15 protein-coding genes are annotated in these 21,512 nt (G+C 69.6%); 6 read left to right on the top strand and 9 right to left on the bottom strand.

Going from position 1 to position 21,512, the window contains the following annotated elements; genetic code table 11:
• Positions 1–42: 42 nt before the first annotated feature.
• The gene (locus tag AC3A5K_RS08350; protein WP_487617023.1) at positions 43–288 is read right to left on the bottom strand and encodes a hypothetical protein; all 246 of its coding nucleotides are present in this window, start codon (positions 286–288) and stop codon (positions 43–45) included.
• Positions 289–475: 187 nt separating this feature from the next.
• Between AC3A5K_RS08350 and AC3A5K_RS08345 the strand changes: the two genes are divergently transcribed.
• The gene (locus tag AC3A5K_RS08345; RefSeq protein ID WP_487617022.1) at positions 476–2,542 is read left to right on the top strand and encodes a S46 family peptidase; all 2,067 of its coding nucleotides are present in this window, start codon (positions 476–478) and stop codon (positions 2,540–2,542) included.
• 66 nt (positions 2,543–2,608) lie between these two features.
• Here the strand turns inward: AC3A5K_RS08345 and AC3A5K_RS08340 are convergent, their stop codons facing one another.
• Positions 2,609–3,655 carry an oxidoreductase gene (locus AC3A5K_RS08340; protein ID WP_487617021.1) on the bottom strand — a complete coding sequence of 349 codons (1,047 nt, stop codon included), beginning with the start codon at positions 3,653–3,655 and terminating at the stop codon, positions 2,609–2,611.
• A 4-nt stretch (positions 3,656–3,659) separates the two neighbouring features.
• Entirely contained in the window at positions 3,660–3,956 is a 297-nt protein-coding gene (locus AC3A5K_RS08335; protein ID WP_487617020.1) for a DUF2782 domain-containing protein, read from the bottom strand.
• 106 nt (positions 3,957–4,062) lie between these two features.
• On the opposite strand from AC3A5K_RS08335, the gene polA reads away from it, so the two are divergent.
• Positions 4,063–6,804: a DNA polymerase I gene (gene polA, locus AC3A5K_RS08330; RefSeq protein WP_487617019.1), complete on the top strand. Its 2,742-nt coding sequence runs from the start codon at positions 4,063–4,065 to the stop codon at positions 6,802–6,804.
• Positions 6,805–7,358: 554 nt separating this feature from the next.
• On the opposite strand, the gene AC3A5K_RS08325 is transcribed toward polA, so the two are convergent.
• The 4 genes from AC3A5K_RS08325 to AC3A5K_RS08310 form a co-directional block, all read right to left on the bottom strand.
• Positions 7,359–8,018, bottom strand: coding sequence for an RluA family pseudouridine synthase (locus AC3A5K_RS08325; RefSeq protein WP_487617018.1), 660 nt, complete (start codon positions 8,016–8,018; stop codon positions 7,359–7,361).
• 14 nt (positions 8,019–8,032) lie between these two features.
• On the bottom strand, positions 8,033–8,944 hold the full coding sequence (hemF, locus tag AC3A5K_RS08320) for an oxygen-dependent coproporphyrinogen oxidase (protein ID WP_487617017.1): 912 nt from the start codon (positions 8,942–8,944) through the stop codon (positions 8,033–8,035).
• A 219-nt stretch (positions 8,945–9,163) separates the two neighbouring features.
• Positions 9,164–9,640: a PH domain-containing protein gene (locus tag AC3A5K_RS08315; protein ID WP_487617016.1), complete on the bottom strand. Its 477-nt coding sequence runs from the start codon at positions 9,638–9,640 to the stop codon at positions 9,164–9,166.
• Positions 9,637–12,006, bottom strand: coding sequence for a S9 family peptidase (locus AC3A5K_RS08310; protein WP_487617015.1), 2,370 nt, complete (start codon positions 12,004–12,006; stop codon positions 9,637–9,639). Before AC3A5K_RS08310 ends, AC3A5K_RS08315 begins: the two co-directional genes overlap by 4 nt.
• 352 nt (positions 12,007–12,358) lie before the next feature.
• On the opposite strand from AC3A5K_RS08310, the gene AC3A5K_RS08305 reads away from it, so the two are divergent.
• The 3 genes from AC3A5K_RS08305 to AC3A5K_RS08295 all read left to right on the top strand — a co-directional run bounded on the left by AC3A5K_RS08305 (position 12,359) and on the right by AC3A5K_RS08295 (position 16,927).
• A complete protein-coding gene (locus AC3A5K_RS08305; protein ID WP_487617014.1) occupies positions 12,359–12,631 on the top strand; it encodes a YcgL domain-containing protein in 273 nt (90 codons plus the stop codon).
• Positions 12,624–15,926, top strand: a complete 3,303-nt coding sequence (locus AC3A5K_RS08300) for an ankyrin repeat domain-containing protein (RefSeq protein ID WP_487617013.1) — start codon at positions 12,624–12,626, stop codon at positions 15,924–15,926. The genes AC3A5K_RS08305 and AC3A5K_RS08300 overlap by 8 nt, the downstream gene beginning before the upstream one ends.
• 137 nt (positions 15,927–16,063) lie before the next feature.
• Positions 16,064–16,927, top strand: coding sequence for an energy transducer TonB (locus AC3A5K_RS08295; RefSeq protein ID WP_487617012.1), 864 nt, complete (start codon positions 16,064–16,066; stop codon positions 16,925–16,927).
• 117 nt (positions 16,928–17,044) lie between these two features.
• Here AC3A5K_RS08295 and rho read toward each other — a convergent pair whose 3' ends face one another.
• A complete protein-coding gene (gene rho / locus AC3A5K_RS08290; RefSeq protein WP_487617011.1) occupies positions 17,045–18,802 on the bottom strand; it encodes a transcription termination factor Rho in 1,758 nt (585 codons plus the stop codon).
• Positions 18,803–19,110: 308 nt separating this feature from the next.
• Positions 19,111–19,437, bottom strand: a complete 327-nt coding sequence (gene trxA, locus AC3A5K_RS08285; RefSeq protein WP_487617010.1) for a thioredoxin — start codon at positions 19,435–19,437, stop codon at positions 19,111–19,113.
• 204 nt (positions 19,438–19,641) lie between these two features.
• Here trxA and rhlB point away from each other — a divergent pair, with 204 nt between their 5' ends.
• A complete protein-coding gene (rhlB, locus tag AC3A5K_RS08280; RefSeq protein ID WP_487617009.1) occupies positions 19,642–21,420 on the top strand; it encodes an ATP-dependent RNA helicase RhlB in 1,779 nt (592 codons plus the stop codon).
• The last annotated feature ends 92 nt before the right edge of the window (positions 21,421–21,512 follow it).

The following is a 21,512-nucleotide window of genomic DNA, read 5'->3' as shown; positions in this document are numbered from 1 at the left end:
CGTCTGGTCGGGCGTGCGCGTAGCCGCGCGCGCCAGGATCGCCTACTCGCGGATCGCGAAACCCGGGTTCTCGTCCAGCTGACCGTCGCCGTCCACGGCGATCCAGCGTTCGCCGCCCTTCTGGAACAGCACCGGCACCGGATCGCGGAACAGCGGACGGCGCACGAACTGCAGCGACCAGCCCAGCTGTTCCAGCGTGGCGATGGCCGCGGTCTGCTCGCGGGTCAGCCCGGCGCGGAGGCTGGCGGTATCCGGCGGCTCCGGGCGGCGGCGGTCTGGTGTGGTCATGCGGTCCTCGATTCCGGCAGTGCAGACGGGCGGGCGGCCGCACTGATCGGCCGCATGCTACGTGAATGCGCCTCGACGGGCCAACCGGCGCGCGATGCATGACCTTCCGCCCACGCGCGCTGCACACGACGAGACTAGGCTGCCGGATCCCGCGCCGACCCGGCCGGTCCCGATCCGAGGTGGTGGCATGGAGTTTCCGTTTCCGACGCGTCGTGCGCGCGCGTCCGTTCTGGTGGTCGCCCTAGGTGGCCTGGTCGGCGGCACTGCCGCGCAGGCGGCCGAAGGCATGTGGACGCTCGACAATCTGCCCAAGGCCCAACTGCAGTCGCAGTACCAGTTCGCGCCCGACCAGGCGTGGGTGGACCACGCGATGCAGTCCTCGGTGCGCCTCGCCGGTGGCTGCTCGGGCTCGTTCGTCTCGCCCGATGGACTGGTGCTGACCAATGCGCATTGCGTCGTCGGCTGCGTGCAGGGCCTGTCCTCGCCGCAGCGCGATCTGCAGAACGACGGTTTCGTCGCCGATGCGCGCGGTGAGGAACTGCAGTGTCCGGCCGAGGAACTCAACGTGCTGCGGGAGATCACCGACGTCAGCACGCGTCTGGCCAGCGCGGCCGACGGCAAGCAGGGCCAGGCTTACGTGGATGCGCGCAATGCCGAAAAGAGCCGCATCGAATCGGAATGCGTCGGCGACGACGAAGCGAAGACGCGCTGCGACGTCGTCGAGCTCTACAACGGCGGCCAGCAGCATCTCTACCGCTACCACCGCTATTCCGACGTGCGTCTGGTGTTCACGCCCGAGTATTCGGTCGGCTTCTTCGGCGGCGATCCCGACAATTTCAATTTCCCGCGCTACAACCTCGACGCCGCGCTGCTGCGCGCCTACGAGGACGGCAAGCCGGCGAACGTCGAACACCACTTCACGCTCAAGCCCGAAGGCGCCGAGCCGGGCGAACTGGTCATGGTCACCGGACATCCGGGTCGTACCCAGCGCCAGCTCACCGTCGCGCAGCTGGAAACCGTGCGTGACGTCAGCCTGATCAACAACCTGCTGTGGCTGGCCGAACGCCGCGCGATGCTGGGCCAGTACGGCCGCGTCAACGAGGAAGCCACGCGTCAGGCGCAGTCAGATCTCACGTTCACCGACAACAGCTACAAGGTGTTTCGCGGCCAGCTGCAGGCGCTGCTCGACCCGCAGGTGTTCGCCGGCAAGCGTGCCGAGGAAGCGCGTCTACGCGACGGTGTGGACGCCGCGCCATGGAACGAGGTCGAAGCGGCGCAGGTCGTCGCGCGTCAGCTCGCCGTGCCCTACATGCTGCTCGAGCAGGGTCGTGGTTTCGATTCGCGCCTGTTCGGCATCGCCCGCACGCTGGTGCGCGGCGGCGCCGAGCGCGCGAAGGCCAACGACGCCCGTCTGCCGGAGTTCCAGGAGGCCGGCCAGGCCCGTCTGCGCCAGACGCTGCTGAGCAAGGCGCCGGTGTATCCGGAGTTCGAGATCGCCAAGCTGACCTGGTCGCTGACGAAGTTCCGCGAACTGCTGGGCACCGACGATCCGCTGGTGAAGTCCGTGCTCGGCACGCAATCGCCCGCGCAGGTCGCCAAGGCACTCGTCGAAGGCTCGAAGCTCGCCGACGTCGCCGAGCGCGAGCGTCTGTGGAATGGCGGCGCCGCGGCGATCGAAGCCTCGGACGATCCCTTCATCCGCCTCGCCCGCGCCGTGGATGCGCCGGCGCGCGCGCTGCGTCAGCGCCAGGAGTCGGAGGTGGCGTCGATCGAATCGCGCGCGGCCACTCAGATCGCCAAGGTGCGCTTCGAGAAGCTCGGCACCACGGTGTATCCGGATGCGACCTTCACCCTGCGCCTGTCCTACGGCGACGTCGCCGGCTGGGAAGAAAACGGCAAGGCGATCGAACCGTTCACGACGATGGGCGGCGTGTTCGCGCGCAACACTGGCGCCGAGCCGTACGCATTGCCGAAGCGCTGGCTGGACGCGGAAGGCCGCATCGCCCAGGACACGCGTTTCAACTTCGTCAGCACCAACGACATCATCGGCGGCAACTCCGGCAGCCCGGTGATCAACCGCGACGCGCAGGTCATCGGCCTCGCGTTCGACGGCAACATCCACTCGCTGGGCGGAAGCTTCTGGTACGACCCCAAGCTCAACCGCACGGTGTCGGTGCACAGCGCGGCGATCATCGAATCGCTGAAGTCGGTCTACGGCGCCGATGCGCTGGTGGGTGAGCTGCTGCGGAACTGATCGCGTTCCGCGCGTGCGTCACACGGACGGCGTCCCGGATTCGGGGCGCCGTTCGCATATATGTGTCTACGTCAGTGCCACGACGTGCCCGTTCGCCGCGCTGTCGAGGCCCGCCTGCAATACGCGCATGACATCGAGTGCTTGGTCGAGCGTGACCGGCGGCGGCACGCCGTCGCGGATCGCATCGCGGATACCGGCATAGAACATGCGGTAATCGCCCGCAGGTGCCGGCGATGGTGCGTCGCGCAGCGCGCCGTCGGCGTCCACGCGCAGCAGTCGACCGGGTGCTGGATCGACGCCCCAGTTCTCCCCGCCCGGCACGCCGCCTGCGCGCAACGCGGCTTCCTGCGGATCGAGCCCGTGCTTGAACCAGCTGCCGCCCGTGCCGTGCACGGCGAAGCGCATGCCCGCGCCTGGCACCAGGGCGCCGGCATGCAGGATCACCCGCAGCCGCGGATAGCGCAGCACCACATGGACGTAGTCATCGACCTCCGCGCCAGTGCGCTGGATCGCGATATCGGCCTGCACCGCATCCGGCACGCCGAACAGTTGCAGGGCCTGATCGACCAGATGCGGACCGAGATCCAGCCACAGTCCGGCGCCCGGACCCGCGCGTTCGCGCCAGCGGTCGGGCACGGTGGGGCGGAAGCGGTCGAAATGCGAATGCACCTCGGCGATCTCGCCGAGCGTGCCGGCCTCGACAAGCGCGCGCAGCGCGAGGAAATCGGCATCCCAGCGACGGTTGTGGAACACGGCGAGCAGCCGGCCGCTCGCCCTGGCCGCTGCGGCGACCGTCCGCGCCTGCGCCAGATCGATCGCGAACGGCTTGTCGACGACCACAGGCTTGCCGGCCTGCAGCGCTGCGATCGCCAGGGGTGCATGTGTGGCGTTCGGTGAGGCGATGACGACCAGATCGATCGCTGGATCGTCCAGCGCGGCCTGCACATCATCGACAACGCGGACATCGGGCAGGTCCGCATGGACCTTGCCCGCATCGCTGGACACCACGGTGTGCAGCGCCAACCCCGGCGTGGCCTGGATCAGCGGCGCATGGAACACGCGTCCGGCCAGGCCGTAGCCGACCAGCGCGATCCGGATGACGTCACCGGCCACGGACTTACCAGCCGAACAGCCTGAAATAGGTCTGCGGCACGTCGTCGCGGTCACCGTCGATGCTGCCGTCGCCGTCGCGGTCGTAGAGGAAGTACGCCGGACCGCGCGAAGGCACGACCTGCACCGCGCGCAGCTGGCCGGCGATGCGGTACTCGGTGATCTGGTCGCCGTTGGACTCGGTGCGGGTCACCTGCTCGGCATCGGCGGGCACGCCTTCGGGCAGGCCGGAACCGCCACCGGTCGCGCAGGCGGACAGGCCCAGCAGGGCGGTGGCGAGCAGGGCGGTGCGGAACCTGTGCATGGCGAACTCCGGCGCGGACGAAGGGCGGCCAGTATGCGGGGCGGGGGATCGCCACGGGGTGATGCGTCTCACGGGCTGCGCGGGGCGCAGCGGTAGAATCGACGGCATGAAACGCCTCATCCTGATCGACGGGTCCTCGTACCTGTATCGCGCGTTCCACGCGCTGCCGCCGCTGACCAATGCCGACGGTGAACCCACCGGCGCGCTGTTCGGCATCGTCAACATGTTGCGCGCGACGTTGAAGGAAGCGCCCGACTTCGCGGCGTTCGTCGTCGATGCGCCCGGCAGGACCTTCCGCGACGATCTCTACGACCAGTACAAGGCCAACCGCCCGCCGATGCCCGACGAATTGCGGGCGCAGGTCGAACCGATGTGCACGATCGTCGAGGCGCTGGGCTTTCCGATCCTGCGCGTTGCGGGCGTCGAGGCGGACGACGTGATCGGCACGCTGGCGCTGCAGGCGGCCGACGCCGGCATCGAGGTGACGATCTCCACCGGCGACAAGGATTTCGCCCAGCTGGTGCGCCCGCGCGTGACCCTGGTCAACACGATGAGCGGCAGCCGCATGGACAGCGACGCGGCCGTGGTCGAGAAGTTCGGCGTCCGCGCCGACCAGATCGTCGACCTGCTCGCGCTGATGGGCGACAGCATCGACAACATTCCCGGCGTGCCGAAGTGCGGGCCCAAGACCGCGGCGAAGTGGCTGACCGAGTACGAATCGCTGGATGGCGTGATCGCGAACGCCGGCAACATCAAGGGCAAGATCGGCGAGAACCTGCGCGAGGCGCTGCACCAGCTGCCGCTGAGCCGCGAGCTGGCGACGATCAAGACCGATGTCGCGCTCGACGGCGGGCCCGAGACCCTGATCCTGCGCCCGCGCGCGGTGGATGCGCTGCGCGTGCTGTACGCGCGATACGGCTTCGGCCAGGCGCTGAAGGATCTCGACGCCGCCGCTGGCGGTGCGGACGCCGCACCGGCAGGCGCCGCCGCGATTGCGATGCCCGCGCCGCCGTCGACGCTCGACCCGGCGCTGTCGGTGCCGGGCGTCTACGAGACGGTGACGACGCGCGAGCAGCTCGATGCCTGGGTCACGCAGCTGCAGGCCGCCGACGAGTTCGCGTTCGACACCGAGACCGACGCGCTGGACGCGATGCGCTCGGGCCTGGTCGGTCTGAGCTTTGCGATCGAGCCCGGCCGCGCCGCCTACATACCCGTCGGCCACGACTATCCGGGCGCACCGGCGCAGCTGGATCGCGCGCTGGTGCTCGACGCATTGCGCGGCGTGCTCGACGACCCTGCCAAGCGCAAGCTCGGCCAGCACGGCAAGTACGACATCCACGTGCTGCGCCGGCACGGCGTCGAGGTGCGCGGCTACGCCGACGACACGCTGCTCGAAAGTTTCGTGCTCGACGCCGGCATCGCCCGGCACGATCTCGACTCGCTGGCCAAGCGTCACTTGGGCATGGAGACGATCAAGTTCGAGGATGTCGCCGGCAAGGGCGCCAAGCAGATCTCGTTCTCGCAGGTCGCCATCGACGATGCGTCGAAATACGCCGCCGAGGATGCCGACATCACCCTGCGGCTGCATCGGGTCATGAAGCCGCGGATCGACGCCGATGCGGGCCTGGCGCGCGTGTACGCCGACATCGAGATGCCGCTGGTGCCCGTGCTCGCGCGCATCGAAGCCAACGGCGTGCGCGTCGATGCCGACGAACTGCGCCGGCAGAGCGCGGACCTGTCCAAGCGCATGCTCGCCGCGCAGCAGAAGGCGACCGAACTCGCCGGCCGCACCTTCAATCTCGATTCGCCCAAGCAGCTGGGCGCGCTGCTGTTCGACGAGCTGAAGCTGCCGGCGGTCGTCAAGACGCCCAAGGGCCAGCCGAGCACCAACGAGGAAGCGCTGGAGGCGATCGCCGACCAGCACGAACTGCCGCGGGTGATCCTGGAATACCGCGGTCTCGCCAAGCTGCGCAGCACCTACACCGACAAGCTGCCGGAGATGATCAATCCCGACACCGGTCGCGTGCACACCAGCTATCACCAGGCGGGCGCGGCGACGGGGCGGTTGTCGTCGTCGGATCCGAACCTGCAGAACATTCCGATCCGCACCGACGACGGGCGCCGCATCCGCCGCGCCTTCGTCGCGCCGCCGGGCCGCAAGCTGATCGCCTGCGACTACTCGCAGATCGAACTGCGGATCATGGCCCACCTGTCCGAGGATCCGGGCCTGGTCCGCGCGTTCGAATCCGGTGTCGACATCCACCGCGCGACGGCTGCCGAAGTCTTCGCCCGTCCGCTGGACGAGGTCACCGGCAACGAGCGCCGCGCGGCCAAGGCGATCAACTTCGGCCTGATGTACGGCATGAGTGCCTTCGGCCTGGCGCGCAATCTCGGCATCGGCCGCGGCGAGGCGCAGGATTACATCGCGCTGTACTTCTCGCGGTATCCGGGCGTGCGCGACTTCATGGACCGCACCCGGCTGCAGGCGCGCGAGACCGGTTATGTCGAGACCGTGTTCGGCCGGCGGCTGACGCTGGACTTCATCCAGAAAGGCAATCCCTCGCAGCGCGCCGGTGCCGAGCGCGCCGCGATCAACGCGCCGATGCAGGGCACCGCGGCCGACATCATCAAGCGGGCGATGATCACGATCGACAGCTGGATCGCCGATCACGCGGACCGCGCGAAGATGATCCTGCAGGTGCACGATGAACTGGTGTTCGAAGCGGATCTGGATTTCGTCGACACGCTGCTGGCAGAGGTCGTGACCCGGATGACCCGCGCGGGCGAACTGCGGGTGCCACTGGTCGTCGACAGCGGCATCGGCGACAACTGGGACGAGGCGCACTGAGGCCTGTCCCGCGTGGCCCAGAGACCGGGCTGGGCAGGCGCGAAGGTGTGCCGCCGTGTGCTGGGCTGGGATCGGTCCGACGATCCGTGCGAACAGCAGAAAAATGGTGAGTCTTCCGGAGGCTGGGAAGGCCCCTTGTTTGCCGTTTCGGTCGGTTCGCCACGCCGGACACCGTGCTGGATCAGGCGGGGTAAATGCGGCCTGAATCCAACAGAAAATTAACCGTTATCTTCACGATTCGTCCATCCACCGGGTGCTTATATGTCCCTCGACAGATGCAAGGTCTGTCGCGGATCTCTCCCTTCCCCTGGAGTGATCTACCGGAACCATCAGGCGTCTCCCCGCGCCCGGTTCCCGAGCCCCGTAGGCCCCCCCTGCCTGCGGGGCTTTTTTACGTCCGCGATTCGGGAAAGGCATCTGGACCTTCAGGATCTGGCGGGCACTCCGCTGGCTGTCGGCAGATCGGCTTGATCGCGCCGGCTGAGCCGGGATCCAAGGTCGGGCGGGGTGCGCAGGTTCGCGTCATGCCAAGCCCGATTGCCTTGCCGGCGAGATCAGAACGGCGCGGGCGAATTCAGTGACAGCGGCGCCCCGGTGAGCGGGTGGACCAGCGTGAGCGTATGGGCGTGCAGCAGCAAACGTGGCGCCCGATTCTGCTGCGCCGGCGCGGCATACAAGGCGTCGGCCAGGATGGGATGTCCGATGGCCTGCAGGTGGACACGCAGCTGGTGGGTCCGGCCGGTGACCGGTGTCAGCGCCAGGCGGGTGGACGGCAGGCCGTCGCTGTCCGTATGGCGCGACAGTACCTGCCAGCGGGTCTGTGACGGCTTGCCGGCGATGGGGTCGATCCGCTGCCGTGGCCGGTTGGGCCAGTCGGCGGCCAGCGGCAGGTCGATTTCGCCGGCATCTTCCGCCAGCCAGCCGTCGACCACGGCCACATAACGCTTCTCGACCAGGCGGTCGGCGAAGGCCGTGCTCAGCGCCCGCTGCATCTCCAGCCCACGGGCCAGCACCATCACGCCGGATGTCGCCATGTCGAGGCGATGCACCACCCGGGCATCCGGCCAGTGCGCCAGCGCCCGGGTGGCCAGGCTGTCCTGCTTGTCGGCGCCACGCCCGGGCACGGCCAGCAGCCCCGCGGGTTTGTCGAACGCCAGCAGCTGCGCATCGGCATGCAGCAGGTGCAGGCAATCGGGGACGATATCCGGATGCACGGCAGAGGCCGGGATCAGGCGGGCGCGTCCAGCCAGTCGCGCGGTCGCAGGTAGTCCAGCAGTCGCGCCTCGTCGCTGCCCGCATCCGGCGCGTAGCCGTATTCCCAGCGCACGCGCGGCGGCAGGCTCATCAGGATCGATTCCGCGCGGCCGCCCGATTGCAGACCGAACAGCGTGCCGCGGTCGTAGACCAGGTTGAACTCGACGTAGCGACCGCGGCGGTAGAGCTGGAACTCGCGCTCGCGCTCGCCGTGCGTGGTGTCCTTGCGACGCTCGACGATCGGCAGGTAGGCGTCGAGGAATCCATCGCCGACCGCACGCATGTAGGCGAAGTCGGTGTCGAAATCGCCGTGCAGGTCGTCGAAGAACAGGCCGCCGACACCGCGCGTCTCATTGCGGTGGCGCAGGAAGAAATACTCGTCGCACCAGCGCTTGTGCGCGTCGTAGCGCGCGTCGCCGCCGAAGGGCGCACACAGATCGCGCGCAGTGCGGTGCCAGTGCTGCACGTCCTCGTCGAAGGGATAGAACGGCGTCAGGTCGAAGCCGCCGCCGAACCACCAGGCCACGGTTTCGCCATCGCGCACGGCGCGGAAATGGCGCACGTTGGCGTGGGTGGTCGGCAGGTAGGGATTGCGCGGGTGGAACACCAGCGACACGCCGCAGGCCCGCCAGGACGCGCCGGCGAGTTCGGGCCGGTTGGCGCTGGCCGAGGGCGGCAACGCGGTGCCGGAGACATCGGAGAAGCCGATGCCGGCCTGTTCGAACACCGCGCCGTCGCGCAGCACGCGGGTGCGGCCACCGCCGCCTTCGGCGCGCTGCCACAGGTCCTCGACGAACCGGGCCTGGCCATCGGCGTGTTCGATGCGGCTGCAGATGCGGTCCTGCAGGCCGGTCAGATAGTCACGGACGGTGTCGAAATCGTTCATGCGACGCATTGTAGGCGGCGCCCGTGCGGCGGCATTGATCCTGGTCAATGCCCGGCGCGGCGCGTTGCCGACGTTCGCTGTCTGAAAACCGCGGGCGGGCGGATGCGTGACACCTGCCTGGGGATGTCAGTCGCGCCGTCGGATGCGCGGCGGCTGCCACACGGCGTCAACAACGGTCGAATGGTGCCGACGAAGACGCCGGGGCGCCGCGTCGCGGCCTCAGCCGTAAGCCTGCCGCCAGGTCTCGAGCCGTGCGGCCAGCGCATCGGCGCGTCGACCGTAGGTGTCGGGCAGGGCGCCATCGAAGCCGGTCAGGCCGCGGTTGACGTGGCGCATGCGCGCCGCGGCCTCGACGTGGTCGGCGAAGTCGATGCCGACCATCGTGTGCAGGCCGACACGTGTGGTGCCGAAACGCACCACGTCGCGCCAGCCCCAGCGCTGGACCCGGAACAGCGAGCGCAACTCGATGCCGGTGGCATCGAGCCGCAGATGGTTCGCGCCGGGCAGCAGCGCCACCAGGGCGACCAGACCGCACAGCCCGAAGAAGCCGCCGCACAGCCATGCAATCGACGGATTGCGATCGCCGATGTCGACCGCAATCCACACGAACCCGGCCGAGATCGCCACCAGCGCGAGCATTTTCCACGGCGATGGCCGCAGCAGCTCTACCGCCGGCAGCGGGCCGGGCACGGTCACTTCAGCGTGCGCTCGAACAGCTCGTAGATGCGGCGGTACTGGTCGTACCACGAGGCCGGATGCTGGTAGGCGTGACGCTCGAGCGGGTAGCTCGCCAGTTCCCACTTGTCCTTGCGCAGCTCGATCAGGCGCTGCGCCATCATCACCGAGTCCTTGTAGAACACGTTGTCGTCGATCATGCCGTGCGCGATCAGCAGGTTGTCCTGCAGGCGGTCGGCATATTCCATCGGCGAGGACTTGGCGTAGGCCTCGGGATCGATGTCGGGCGTGTTGAGGATGTTGGCGGTGTAGGCGTGGTTGTACTGCGACCAGTCGGTGACCGGGCGCAGGGCGGCGCCGGCCTTGAATACGCCGGGCTCGCGGAACAGCGCCATGAAGGTCATGAAGCCGCCGTAGCTGCCGCCATAGATGCCGACGCGGTCGCGATCGGCCTGGTGGTTGTCGACCAGCCAGTCGATGCCGTCGAGGTAGTCCTCGAGTTCCGGGTGGCCCATCTGCCGGTAGATCGCCGTGCGCCAGTCGCGGCCGTAACCGCTGGACGCGCGGAAATCGAGGTCCAGCACGATGTAGCCCTGCTGCACCAGCAGGTTGTGGAACATCTGTTCGCGGAAGTAGTTGGGATACCGGTCGTGGACGTTCTGCAGGTAGCCGGCGCCGTGCACGAACAGCACGACGGGATACTTGCGGCCCGGCTCGTAATTCTCCGGTGCGTAGAACTTGCCCCAGACCGTGCCGGCGCCGTGCTTGGACGGAATCTGCACGTACTCGGGCTGCACCCACTCGTGCGCCTTGAAGGTCTCGCTGCGGGTGTCGGTGAGCACGCGCAGCGCGCCGCCGTTGACGTCGGCCACCGCCACCTGCGGCGGCGTGTAGCTCGACGAGTGGCGCACCAGCAGGCGGCTCTCGTCGGGCGACAGCACGAAGTCCTCGATGCCGCCGCTCGTGGTGATTTCGGCGACGTCGCCGCCGGACGCGCTGCAGACCTGGTAACGGCCCGGCCATTCGCGGTTGCACATGAAGAAGAAGCGGCTGCCGTCGCGCGACATCACCGGCGAAGACACTTCCCAGCGCCCCGAGGTCAGCGCGCGCGAGCGGCCGCCGTCGTTGAGGTAGAGATGCGAGTAGCCCGATTCCTCGGACAGGAACCACAGCGTGCGGTTGTCCGGCAGCCAGCCGAACTCGTTGAAATCCCAGTTGATCCAGGCCGGATCGGTCAAGCGGTGACGCGGCTGCAGGGCCGCGCCGGCCAGGTCGACGGTCGCCAGCCAGCGGTCCTTGTTGTCGACCGAGTGGATCGACACGGCCACCGAGCGGCCATCGTCGCTCCAGCGGATCGCGCCGCCGCCACCGCCGCGGCCGTCGATCTCCAGGCGCACCGGGCGGTTGCCGCTCAGCGCGTCCTTGCCGGCGGCGCGGCGCAGGCTGGCCAGCGGATCGGTGCCGATGCCGGGCAGGGCGTCGGTCTTCAGCTCGCGGACCTGGCCCGTGGCCAAGTCCACCAGCCACAGCGTGTGCGGCAGGGGATCGTTGCGGCCGACGCGCGTGCGCACGTCCTCGAATTCCTCGTAGCCGGATTCGGTGACGTAGCGCGGCATCTTGCCGGCCTGGCCTTCGTTGCCGCCCTTCGGCGCGGTGACGACGATCAGGCGGTCGCCGGCCGGCGACAGCGCGCTGCCGGCGATGGTGACGTTCTTGCCGAAATAGGCCGGCGCGGCGGCGCGAGTCGGGTCGACGCGGCGCCACTGCTCGGCCTGCACGCGCTGCGCGTCACGCCGGTCGCGCTCGGTGCGCAGCGTTTCGATCATGTGGAACTGGCGCTCGCGCAGGTCGTCGGCCGCCGGCGGCTTGGCCGGATCGTCCTCGGCCTTGAGGCTGGTCAGCTGCGCGGTGCCGCGCTGCGGATCCCAGCCGTACCAGTCGCTGCCGGTGCGCCACACCAGGCCGCCGGACGCGCTCCACTGCGGCTGCGCCTCGGGGGCTTCCGTGCGGGTGATCTGGGTCAGCTGGCCGGTGCGCAGGTCGCGCACGAACAGGTCGCCATTGCGCACGAAGGCCATCCGCGTGCGGGTGGGGTCGAAGATCGGGTTCTGCGCGTCGAGGTCGGCGCGCGCAGCGTCGTCGAGGCGCGTGGCGGCGCCGCCGGCGATCGGCTGCACCCAGGTGTCGCGGATCGTCGCGCCTTCGCGCTTGAGCGTGAAGTACGCCCGGCTGCCGTCCCAGCTCCACCATGTCGACTCGACCGGCGGACCGATCCAGTCGGGATCGTCCATGATCCGCTCCATCGTCAGCGGCTGCGCGGGTTGCGCAAGGGCAAGGGGCGAAACAAGGGCGCAGGCCAGCACCCAGGGCAGCGACAGTCGACGCATCGGCAGATCCGTGGAGCGAAAAGGAGGGCGCAGTGTACCGGCGCTGCCGACGGTCGTTGCCGCGTCCGGGTGTGCGGCACGTGGCGATCGCGGCCATCGCGGCGCCCGATCGGCGGGTCACATGCACTGTGCGATGCGCTTGCGTGGCGCAGATGACTTCGCTGCTGCATTGCGTATCGGCCGGTACGGATCGACCCCGGTCGGCGCCGCGTTCGCGTTGCCGTCTGGCGACCGCCCCGTGGGGCATCACTGAACCAGGCGTCGCCCTCGCGCCCGCGTGACGCGCGCCTGCGATACCCAAGGCGGGACTTTTGCCGCACAATCGCCGGTGTTTCCGCGGTGTTCCGGGCCAATGCACGCCTACGTCTACAAAAGCCAGCGCAAGGCGGACACCTATGTCTATCTCGCCGCGCGCGATGCCTTCGATGTGATGCCCGAACCGGTGCGTGCCCAGCTGGGTACGTTGACGTTCGTGCTCGACGTGGACCTGGTGCCCGGTCGCCGACTGGCGCGCGAGAATCCCGAGCAGGTGCGCGAACACCTGCGCAGCCGTGGCTTCCATCTGCAGATGCCGCCGACCCTCGCCGCCGACCCGCTGACCTCCGACTGGGGCACCGATGCCTGAGGCCCCGCGTCGAGAGGGTGCGCGTACCGCGCGCGTGCACCGGCCCGCCACTGTCGCGCTTGTCGCCGCCGCACTGCTGACCCTGGTCACGCTGGCAGGCGGCGTCGTGGCCGCGGTGGCCGGCGCGCTGGCGCAGCCCGCGTTCGCGCTCGCGATCCGTGCCCGGCGCGCGCGCGCCGGACTGGACGTGGCGACGCTGCGGACCGACGGCATCTCGCTGCTCGTCGCCTGGGGCGCCGCGATCGGCATCGCCGCGCTGGGCGTGGCCTGGCCGCTGCAGTCACTGCGCCAGGGTGGTGAACTCGGCGCGGCGCTGGCGACCAGCGTCGTCGTCGGCCTTGCGGTGATCGGGTTCTGGCGGACCTGGCCGATGTGGCATGCGATCGAACGCGACGGGGGCGACCTGCGCCAGCACTGGCATGCACTGGCCGATCACGACACCGGCAGCTGGCGCGGGGTTGCCGCGGCGGCCTGTGTGGCGGCGGTCGTTGCGACGGTGCTGCTGCTGGCCTGGCTGCCGCCCGTGGGCCTGGGCGTTCGGGCCGCGCTCGTCGTCGGCGCCGCGCTGGCCTGGGCCGCGCTGCATCACACGCTGCAGGGGCTTGCACCGCCAGCCCCGCTGGCGATGCAGGTCGTCGAAATGCAGGGCGATCCTGCAGCAGCGCTGTTCGACGAGCCTGCCGACGCCGCGCCCGAACTCGCGCTGTACGCCGCCGCGCGCGGTGGCCGCGTGGACCGCGCGCTCGCACTGATCGAAGCCGGCGCCGACGTGCGTGCGCTGCCAGCCGATGACGAGCGCGACCAGCGCAGCCTGTCGGTGCTCGCGGCGGTGCTGCCGGACCTGCGCCTGCTGCGCGACCTGATCGCACGCGGCGTCGACGTCAACGCCGCGCACGCCGGCATGACCCCGTTGCTCGCCGCCACGCGCGACAGCTGGCACGGCCGCCCCGATGCGGTGATGACCCTGCTGGCGAACGGCGCCGATCCGCGCATCACCGACCACGAAGGCAATACGCCGCTGCACCTGGCCGCGCGCAGTTCCGACCCCGGTGTCGCCGCGCTGCTGCGCGATGCGGCCGCGGAACTCGAAGCCCGCAACCACGACGGCCTGACCCCGCTCGGCGTCGCCTGCGCGGCGGGCAACTGGCGGCTGGCGAAGTTCCTGCTCGAGCGCGGCGCCAAGCCCGATGTCGAGGGCGGCACGCCGGCGCTGCTCGGTGCCGCCGGCGGCGACGAGGACGATGCGGCGGGTGTGCAGCTGTTGATCCGGCACAAGGCACGGGTGGACGCGCGCGATGCCGAGCGCCGCGGCGCGCTGCATGTCGCGGCCTTCAACGGCCATGTCGAAATCCTGGCCGCGCTGCTCGCGGCCGGCGCCGACGTACGCGCCCGCGACAACGACGGCCGGACGCCGCTGCTCGACGCGGCGCGCGGCGGTCGCCTCGCGGCCCTGGACGCGCTGGCCGCTGCCGGCGCCGACGTCCTGGCCGCCGACATCACCGGTCGCAATGCGGTGGTGCTGGCCTGCGCCGCGGACGTGCCCTCGGTCGCGCTGGTGCAGCGGCTGCTGGCACTGGGCGTGCCGGCCGACACGGTGGATCCGGACGGCAAGCGTCCTGCGGACCGCGCCGCCGAATCCGGACGCTGGGCCCTGGTGCGCGCGCTCGATCCTGCGTATGCATTGCCCGGGAATGTCGGCCACGACGACGCCATCGAATCCGATGCGCGCACGCCGTTCGTGCTGCTGCGCGATAGCCTGCGCGACGGGCGCCACGACGGACTCGCGCCGGTGCTGCGCCTGCTCACGCCCGGCGATCTCGGTCGCCTGCTGCTCGATGCCGAGGCGCCGCCCGCACTGGAGCGGGTGGAGTGGCTGCTCGCGCAGGGCGCCGACGTCGAGGTGCGTGACGCAGCCGGACAGACGCCCTTGTTCGCGCTGTTGCCCGCAGCGCCGGACGCGCTGCCGGTGCTGCAGGCACTGCTGCGCCACGGCGCTTCGCCCGGTGGCGCTGGCGGTCTGGCCGCATCGCTGGCCGCGTTCGCGGATGGCGATCACGCCGCGCGCGTGTTCGAGACGTTCGCGCTCGATCTGCTCGCACGCGGCGCCGATCCGTTCGCCGCGTCGCCGCACGGGGATCCGCCCCTGTCGCTGGCCGTCCGGCTGGGCTGGCCGCGCCTGCTCGAACGTCTGGTCGGCGCCGGCGTGGATCTCGACGCGCGCGATTCGCGTGGCATGACGGCGTTGCATCTCGCCGCTGCGCTGGGCCGTGAGGCGGCGTTGAAGACGCTGGTCCGGCACGGCGCATCCGCGTCCGCGCGTGCCGCCGACGGGCAGACGCCGCTGGGCGTCGCGTTGTCGGCGGGGCGACGCGATCTGGCCGACTGGCTGGACTGGCGCGGCTGGTCGCCGCCGCGCCGCGCGCTGGAATCGACCGACCTGCCGGCCGCGGCGATGGTCGGCGACGCCGACGCCGTGCGCCGTCTGCTCGATCTCGGGTTCGCCATCGACACGCCCGACGCCCAGGGCTGCACCGCACTGTTGCGAGCATCCGGTGGCGGCCATCTTCCGGTGGTCGACCTGTTGCTGACGCGCGGTGCGAATCCGGCCTGCGCCGCGCAATCGGGTGCCACGCCGCTATCGGCGGCGGTGAGCATGCGGCATGGCGCGGTGGTCGAGCGCCTGCTCGCAGCCGGCGCCGCGCTCGACCAGCGCCTGCCCGGCGAGGTCAGCGTGCTGATGCTCGCCGCGGCGCTTGGCCTGCCGGATCTGGCGGCGCGCCTGCTGACCGCCGGCGCCGACATCCACGCGACCGACGCGCAGGGGCTCACGCCGCTGCACTGCGCCGCGCTCTACGGCTTCACCTCGCGCGACCGTCCGCGTCTGCTCGCGCTGTTCGACACGCTGCTGCTCGCCGGCGCGGAGGTCGATGCGCCAGCGGCCGGTGGCGTGACGCCGCTGCTGTTGCTGCTCGGCGCGCGCGCCGAACCCGGCACGGCCTGCGACGAGGACGTGGTGCTTGCGGCGCTGGAACATCTGCTCGACGAAGGCGTCTCGCTCGACGCCCAGGAGCCGCGCGGATTCGGTCCGCTGCACCTGACCGGCCTGCACGGCCAGCTGCGTCTCGCCCGTCGTCTGTTGCGCGCCGGAGCAGACCCGGACCTGCGCGACACCCTCAACCGCACCCCGCGCGAGATCGCGGTGATGCGCGGCTTCATCGACGTCGCCGCCGAGTTCGCGCCGGCCAATGGCGATGGCGTGTCGATGGCGCGGTTCCTGCGGGATACACGGCACTGATCCGAGCGACGCAACGTCGGTCAGGTGTGCGGTCAGCGTCACGGGCACCGTGCGGCACGAGGCGTCGGGGGTTATCCGTTTGCCCGAGCACGGCAGACGCGGCAGAGTAGGCCCCCGGTCCATTGCAGGATGCATCCATGCACCGATTGCTTTACGCCGCCCTTTGCGTGGTTTTTCTCTTCGCCGCTGCGCCGGCTGCCGACGCCCAGAGCGTCCGGCAGATGCGCCAGGAAGTCGAGGCCAGCATGCTCGTCACTGGTCACGTCGACATCGACTACGGCGGCCGGGTGACTGCGTCGGAGCTCGATCATCGCGACAAGCTGCCGACCTATGTCGTCAACCTGATCGAAGCCTCGCTGCCTTCGCTGCGCTTCGAGCCGATCCTCGTAGACGGTGCGCCCGTCTTGGCGCGCGCGCAGATGAGTGCGCGGCTGGTCATGGTGTCCGGGACCGGTGATGAAATGCATCTTCGGATCGCCAGCGCGCATTTCGGGGAGTTGCAATCGGATAACGACACGGGTGCTCCCAGGGCTGCCCGAATGCCGCCGCCGCGTTTCCCATCCGAGGTCGCCGAGATGGCCGGACAAGGCGATGTCTATTTGCTCGTCAAGGTGGGGCGTGACGGGCGCACGGAAGATGTGCATGTAGAGCAGGTCAATCTGACGGCACTCGGCAGCGCGCTTCAGATGGCGAGAATTCGTCAGGGGCTCTCCAGGGCTGCGGTCAATCAGGCGCGCAGACAGTGGGCGTGGACGCCTCCGACAACGGGTCGCGATGTCGATCGCGATTACTGGGTCGTTCGGGTGCCCATTTCCTTCAGATTCTTCGGCCAGCTCGAAACGCCCTACGGACAATGGGCGGCCTATCATCCCGGCGAGATGAGTCATCCCCGGTGGGCCGCACCTGTACAGCCGGGCTTTCGTCCCGATGCGCTGGCAGCAGACCAGTCCGCGACACCTGAAACCTCCCGATTCAAGCTTCTGACGCCTTTCGGAGGCTGAGCGCTCGAGGAGAGCCGCGTCGCGCCTGATGGTCTTCCCACGAGTATGCGATTGCAGCGCAGAAAAAAGCCCCGCATTTGCGGGGCTTTTTTTTTTGGCGCATTGCGATCGCGGGGATCAGCGCTTCATCGACGAGAAGAACTCGTCGTTGGACTTCGTGGTCTTCATCTTGTCGAGCAGGAATTCCATCGCGGCGATCTCGTCCATCGGGTGGAGGAGCTTGCGCAGGATCCAGATGCGCTGCAGCAGGTCCGGCTCGATGAGGTAGTCCTCGCGGCGCGTGCCCGACTGGTTGACGTTGATCGCCGGGTAGACGCGCTTCTCGGTGATGCGACGGTCGAGGTGCACTTCCGAGTTGCCAGTGCCCTTGAACTCTTCGTAGATCACCTTGTCCATCGCGCTGCCGGTGTCGACGAGTGCGGTGGCAATGATGGTCAGCGAACCGCCTTCCTCGACGTTGCGCGCGGCGCCGAAGAAGCGCTTCGGGCGATGCATCGCATTGGCGTCGACACCACCGGTCAGGACCTTGCCCGAGCTCGGCACGACGTTGTTGTAGGCGCGGGCGAGGCGGGTGATCGAGTCGAGCAGGATGACGACATCTTTCTTGTGCTCGACCAGGCGCTTGGCGCGCTCGATCACCATTTCGGCGACTTGCACGTGGCGCGCGGCCGGCTCGTCGAACGTGGACGAAATGACTTCGCCGCGCACGGTGCGCTGCATTTCCGTCACTTCTTCCGGACGCTCGTCGATCAGCAGCACGATCATGTGCACGTCTGGGTGGTTGTAGGTGATGGCGCTGGCCACCTGCTGCATCATCATCGTCTTGCCCGCCTTCGGCGGCGAGACGATCAGGGCGCGCTGGCCCTTGCCCTGCGGGGCCATCAGGTCGAGGATGCGGCCGGCGATGTCCTCGCTGGACCCGTCGCCACGCTCGAGCTTGAAGCGCTTGCGCGGGAACAGCGGGGTCAGGTTCTCGAACAGCACCTTGCCCTTGCTGGCTTCCGGCGGCTCGCCGTTGATCGTGTCGACGACCGACAGCGCGAAGTAGCGTTCGCCATCCTTCGGCCAGCGGATGCGACCGAGCAGATGGTCGCCGGTGCGCAGGTTGAAGCGGCGGATCTGGCTGGGCGAGATGTAGACATCGTCCGGGCCGGCGAGATAGCTCGCCTCGGCCGCGCGCAGGAAGCCGTAGCCGTCGGGCAGGATCTCGAGCACGCCGTCGGCGACGACGCCCTCGGCGTGGCGGGTCAGCACCTTCAGCAGCCCGAAGATCACGTCCTGCTTGCGCGCGCGCGCCACGCCTTCGATCGACAGCTGGTCGGCGATGTCGAGCAGCTTGTGCGCCGGCATCCGCTTGAGGTCGCTCAGCGAATACTGCGGGAAGCCTTCCGGCACGTTCGGCGGCGGCAGGCGCTGCGCCTGGTCGTTGCCACCGTCCTGCGGCAGGCCGTCGTCGCGGCCACCGCGCGGGCGGTCACGCCGGTTCTTGAACCGGTCGCGGCGGTTGCCGCCCTGGTCCTGGCGGTTCTGCTCGTGACGGTTCTGGTTGTTCTGGTTGTTGTGGTGGTTCTGCTGCTGCGGCTGCTGCGACTGGCCGCCCTGCTGGGGGCCGCGCTGCTCGCCGCCATTGCGCTGGCCGCCATCCTGCGCAGGCGCATCGCCTGCAGGCTTGGCACCGGCATCGCGCGGGGCATCGGATGCCGTCGGCGCCGGCCTGGGCGCGGATGCGTCCTGGGCAGGCAGCGGAAGCTGGGACTGGGGCGCGGAATCGGAACCGGCCTCGGGGGCCTTCTTCGCCACGCGGGGCTTGCGGACGCGTTTCACGGCGGTGTCGCCGGTGGGCGCGCCGGAGTCGTCAGGGGTGTTGTCGGACAAGAGAAGAATCCTCGCTCGGTGCGAGCGCCCGTGACCGGGCGGAAGGTTGGAAGAGGCAGAGCCGGCAAACAGCGCCCGGCAGGTGCGATCAGATGGGTGCGGCATGCAGAGCGCAGGCCGGAGTCGGCAAACCTAGCATCGCCGGGTCGGCGGCGGCAAGCGCTGCGGCCGGCCACGATTCAGGCGCGGACGCGGCGCGGACGCGGCGCGGGGCCGACGCAGGGAAGCAGAACAGTGTCTGGAACGCCTGGAACCAGCTCAATCGGCGCGGACCGCGCGCGGGCACGCTGTCCGGCAGCGCGTCTGGATCAGAGCGACTTGTCGATCAGCTGGGCCAGCTGGGGCTTGCCCACCGCGCCGATCTGGGTGGCCTGGATCTGGCCGTCCTTGAACAGCAGCAGCATCGGAATCGAGCGCACGTGGTACTTCAGCGCCGTCGCCTGGTTCTGGTCGACATCGATCTTCACGATCTTGGCCCGGCCCGCATAGTCACCGGCCAGCTCGTCGAGGGCGGGGGCGATCATCTTGCAGGGCCCGCACCACGGCGCCCAGAAATCGACCAGAACCGGCACGTCGGACTGCAGGACGGTGGTCTCGAAGTCGGAATCGGTGGCATGGATGACAGCGTCGGTCACGGGGCTCTCCGGGTGGGGATGGCGCCGGCATCGGCCGCGGCGCCGGGATGGGTGGTAAAATGGGGGATCGTCCGCCGGAATCAAGGCGGCGCATCGCGGGATGACCCACGCGTCCCGCCCAAGGCAGTCTGCGTCGCGGATGCCGCCCACGCAAGCACGCGGCGCCCGCATCCGGCGACGCCCGGACACGGTTCAATATCCCGCATGAGCGAAAAGCCCTTAACCGACATCACCTTCTCGTCCTTCGATCTGCATCCGGCGTTGCTCGCCGGGCTGGAAGAGGCCGGGTTCACCCGCTGCACGCCGATCCAGGCGCTGACGCTGCCGCTGGCCCTCTACGGCCGCGACGTCGCCGGCCAGGCCCAGACCGGCACCGGCAAGACCCTGGCCTTCCTGGTTGCGGTGATCAACCGCCTGCTGTCGAAGCCGGCGCTGGCCGACCGCAAGCCGGAAGACCCGCGCGCGCTGATTCTCGCGCCGACCCGCGAACTCGCCATCCAGATCCACAAGGATGCGGTGAAGTTCGGCAGCCACCTCGGCCTGAAGTTCGCCCTGGTCTACGGCGGCGTCGACTACGACAAGCAGCGCCAGATCCTCACCGAAGGCGCCGACGTCATCATCGCGACCCCCGGTCGCCTGATCGACTACGTCAAGCAGCACAAGGTCGTCAGTCTGCACGCCTGCGAGATGTGCGTGCTCGACGAAGCCGACCGCATGTTCGACCTCGGCTTCATCAAGGACATCCGCTTCCTGCTGCGTCGCATGCCGATCCGCACCGAGCGCCAGACGCTGCTGTTCTCGGCGACGCTGAGCCATCGCGTGCTCGAGCTCGCCTACGAGCACATGAACGAGCCGGAGAAGCTGGTCGTCGAAAGCGAGTTCATCACCAACGCCAAGGTTCGGCAGGTGATGTATTTCCCCGCCGACGACGAGAAGCTGCAGCTGTTGCTGGGCCTGCTGTCGCGCAGTGAAGGCGCGCGCACGATGGTCTTCGTCAACACCAAGGCGTTCATCGAGCGGGTGGCGCGTGCGCTGGAGAAGGCCGGCTACCGCGTCGGCGTGCTCTCGGGCGACGTGCCGCAGAAGAAGCGCGAGAGCCTGCTGAAGAAGTTCCAGGCCGGCCAGCTCGAACTGCTGGTGGCGACCGACGTCGCCGCGCGCGGTCTGCACATCGACGGCGTCAGCCACGTCTTCAACTACGACCTGCCGTTCGATGCCGAGGACTACGTCCACCGCATCGGCCGCACCGCGCGTCTGGGCGCCGAGGGTGACGCGATCAGCTTCGCCTGCGAGCGCTACGCGCAGAGCCTGCCGGAGATCGAGGCTTACATCGAGCAGAAGATCCCGGTCGAGCCGGTCACGTCCGAGCTGCTGACCGCGCTGCCGCGTGCGCCCCGCGAAGGCGTGGAGCTGGATGCAGAAGAGGGCGAGAGCATCGGCGAGATCTTCAAGGAAGTGCGCGAAGCGCGTGCGGCCGAAGACGCCAAGCGCGGCGGTGGTCGTGGCGGTCCGGGTGGCGGTCGCGGCGCGCCCGGCGCACGTGCACCGCGTTCGGCCGGCGGTGGTGAAGGCCGCAGCGAGCGTGGTCCGCGCAAGCCGCGTCCGAAGCCCGAAGCGGCAACGGCCGAAGGTGCAGTGGCTGCGTCGACCGAACAGGCTGCAGCCGGTGCGGCACCGGTGATCGATGCAGCGGGCGCCGTCGCCGCGGCGATGCCGGACGAGTCGCGTCCGCCGCGCAAGCGTCGTCGCCGTCGCGGCGGCAAGAAGCTGGAAGGCGATGCCGCCGGCGCCCAGACGAGCGGCGCCGCGCAGGCCGATGCCGCTGCCAAGCCGGCACGTACGGGCGACAAGCCGGGGCCGCGCGAAGTGCGTCCGACCCCGAGGGCGGCACCGGGCAAGGCCGCGGCGGAGGCGAGTCCGTCGCTGCTCAGCCGGATCGGCCGCGGTCTGCGTCGACTGGTCTCCGGTGGCGACACGCGCTGAGCCCGGCGCGCGATGCGAGGCCCCGCTCCGGCGGGGCCTTTTCGTATCCGGAGAGGCCTGCGCACTCGCGGCCCGGCGCATGGCGTCCGAGG

The organism is Luteimonas sp. Soil_C_5, from assembly GCF_057656615.1.
This window is presented reverse-complemented; position numbering and strand designations above follow the sequence as displayed.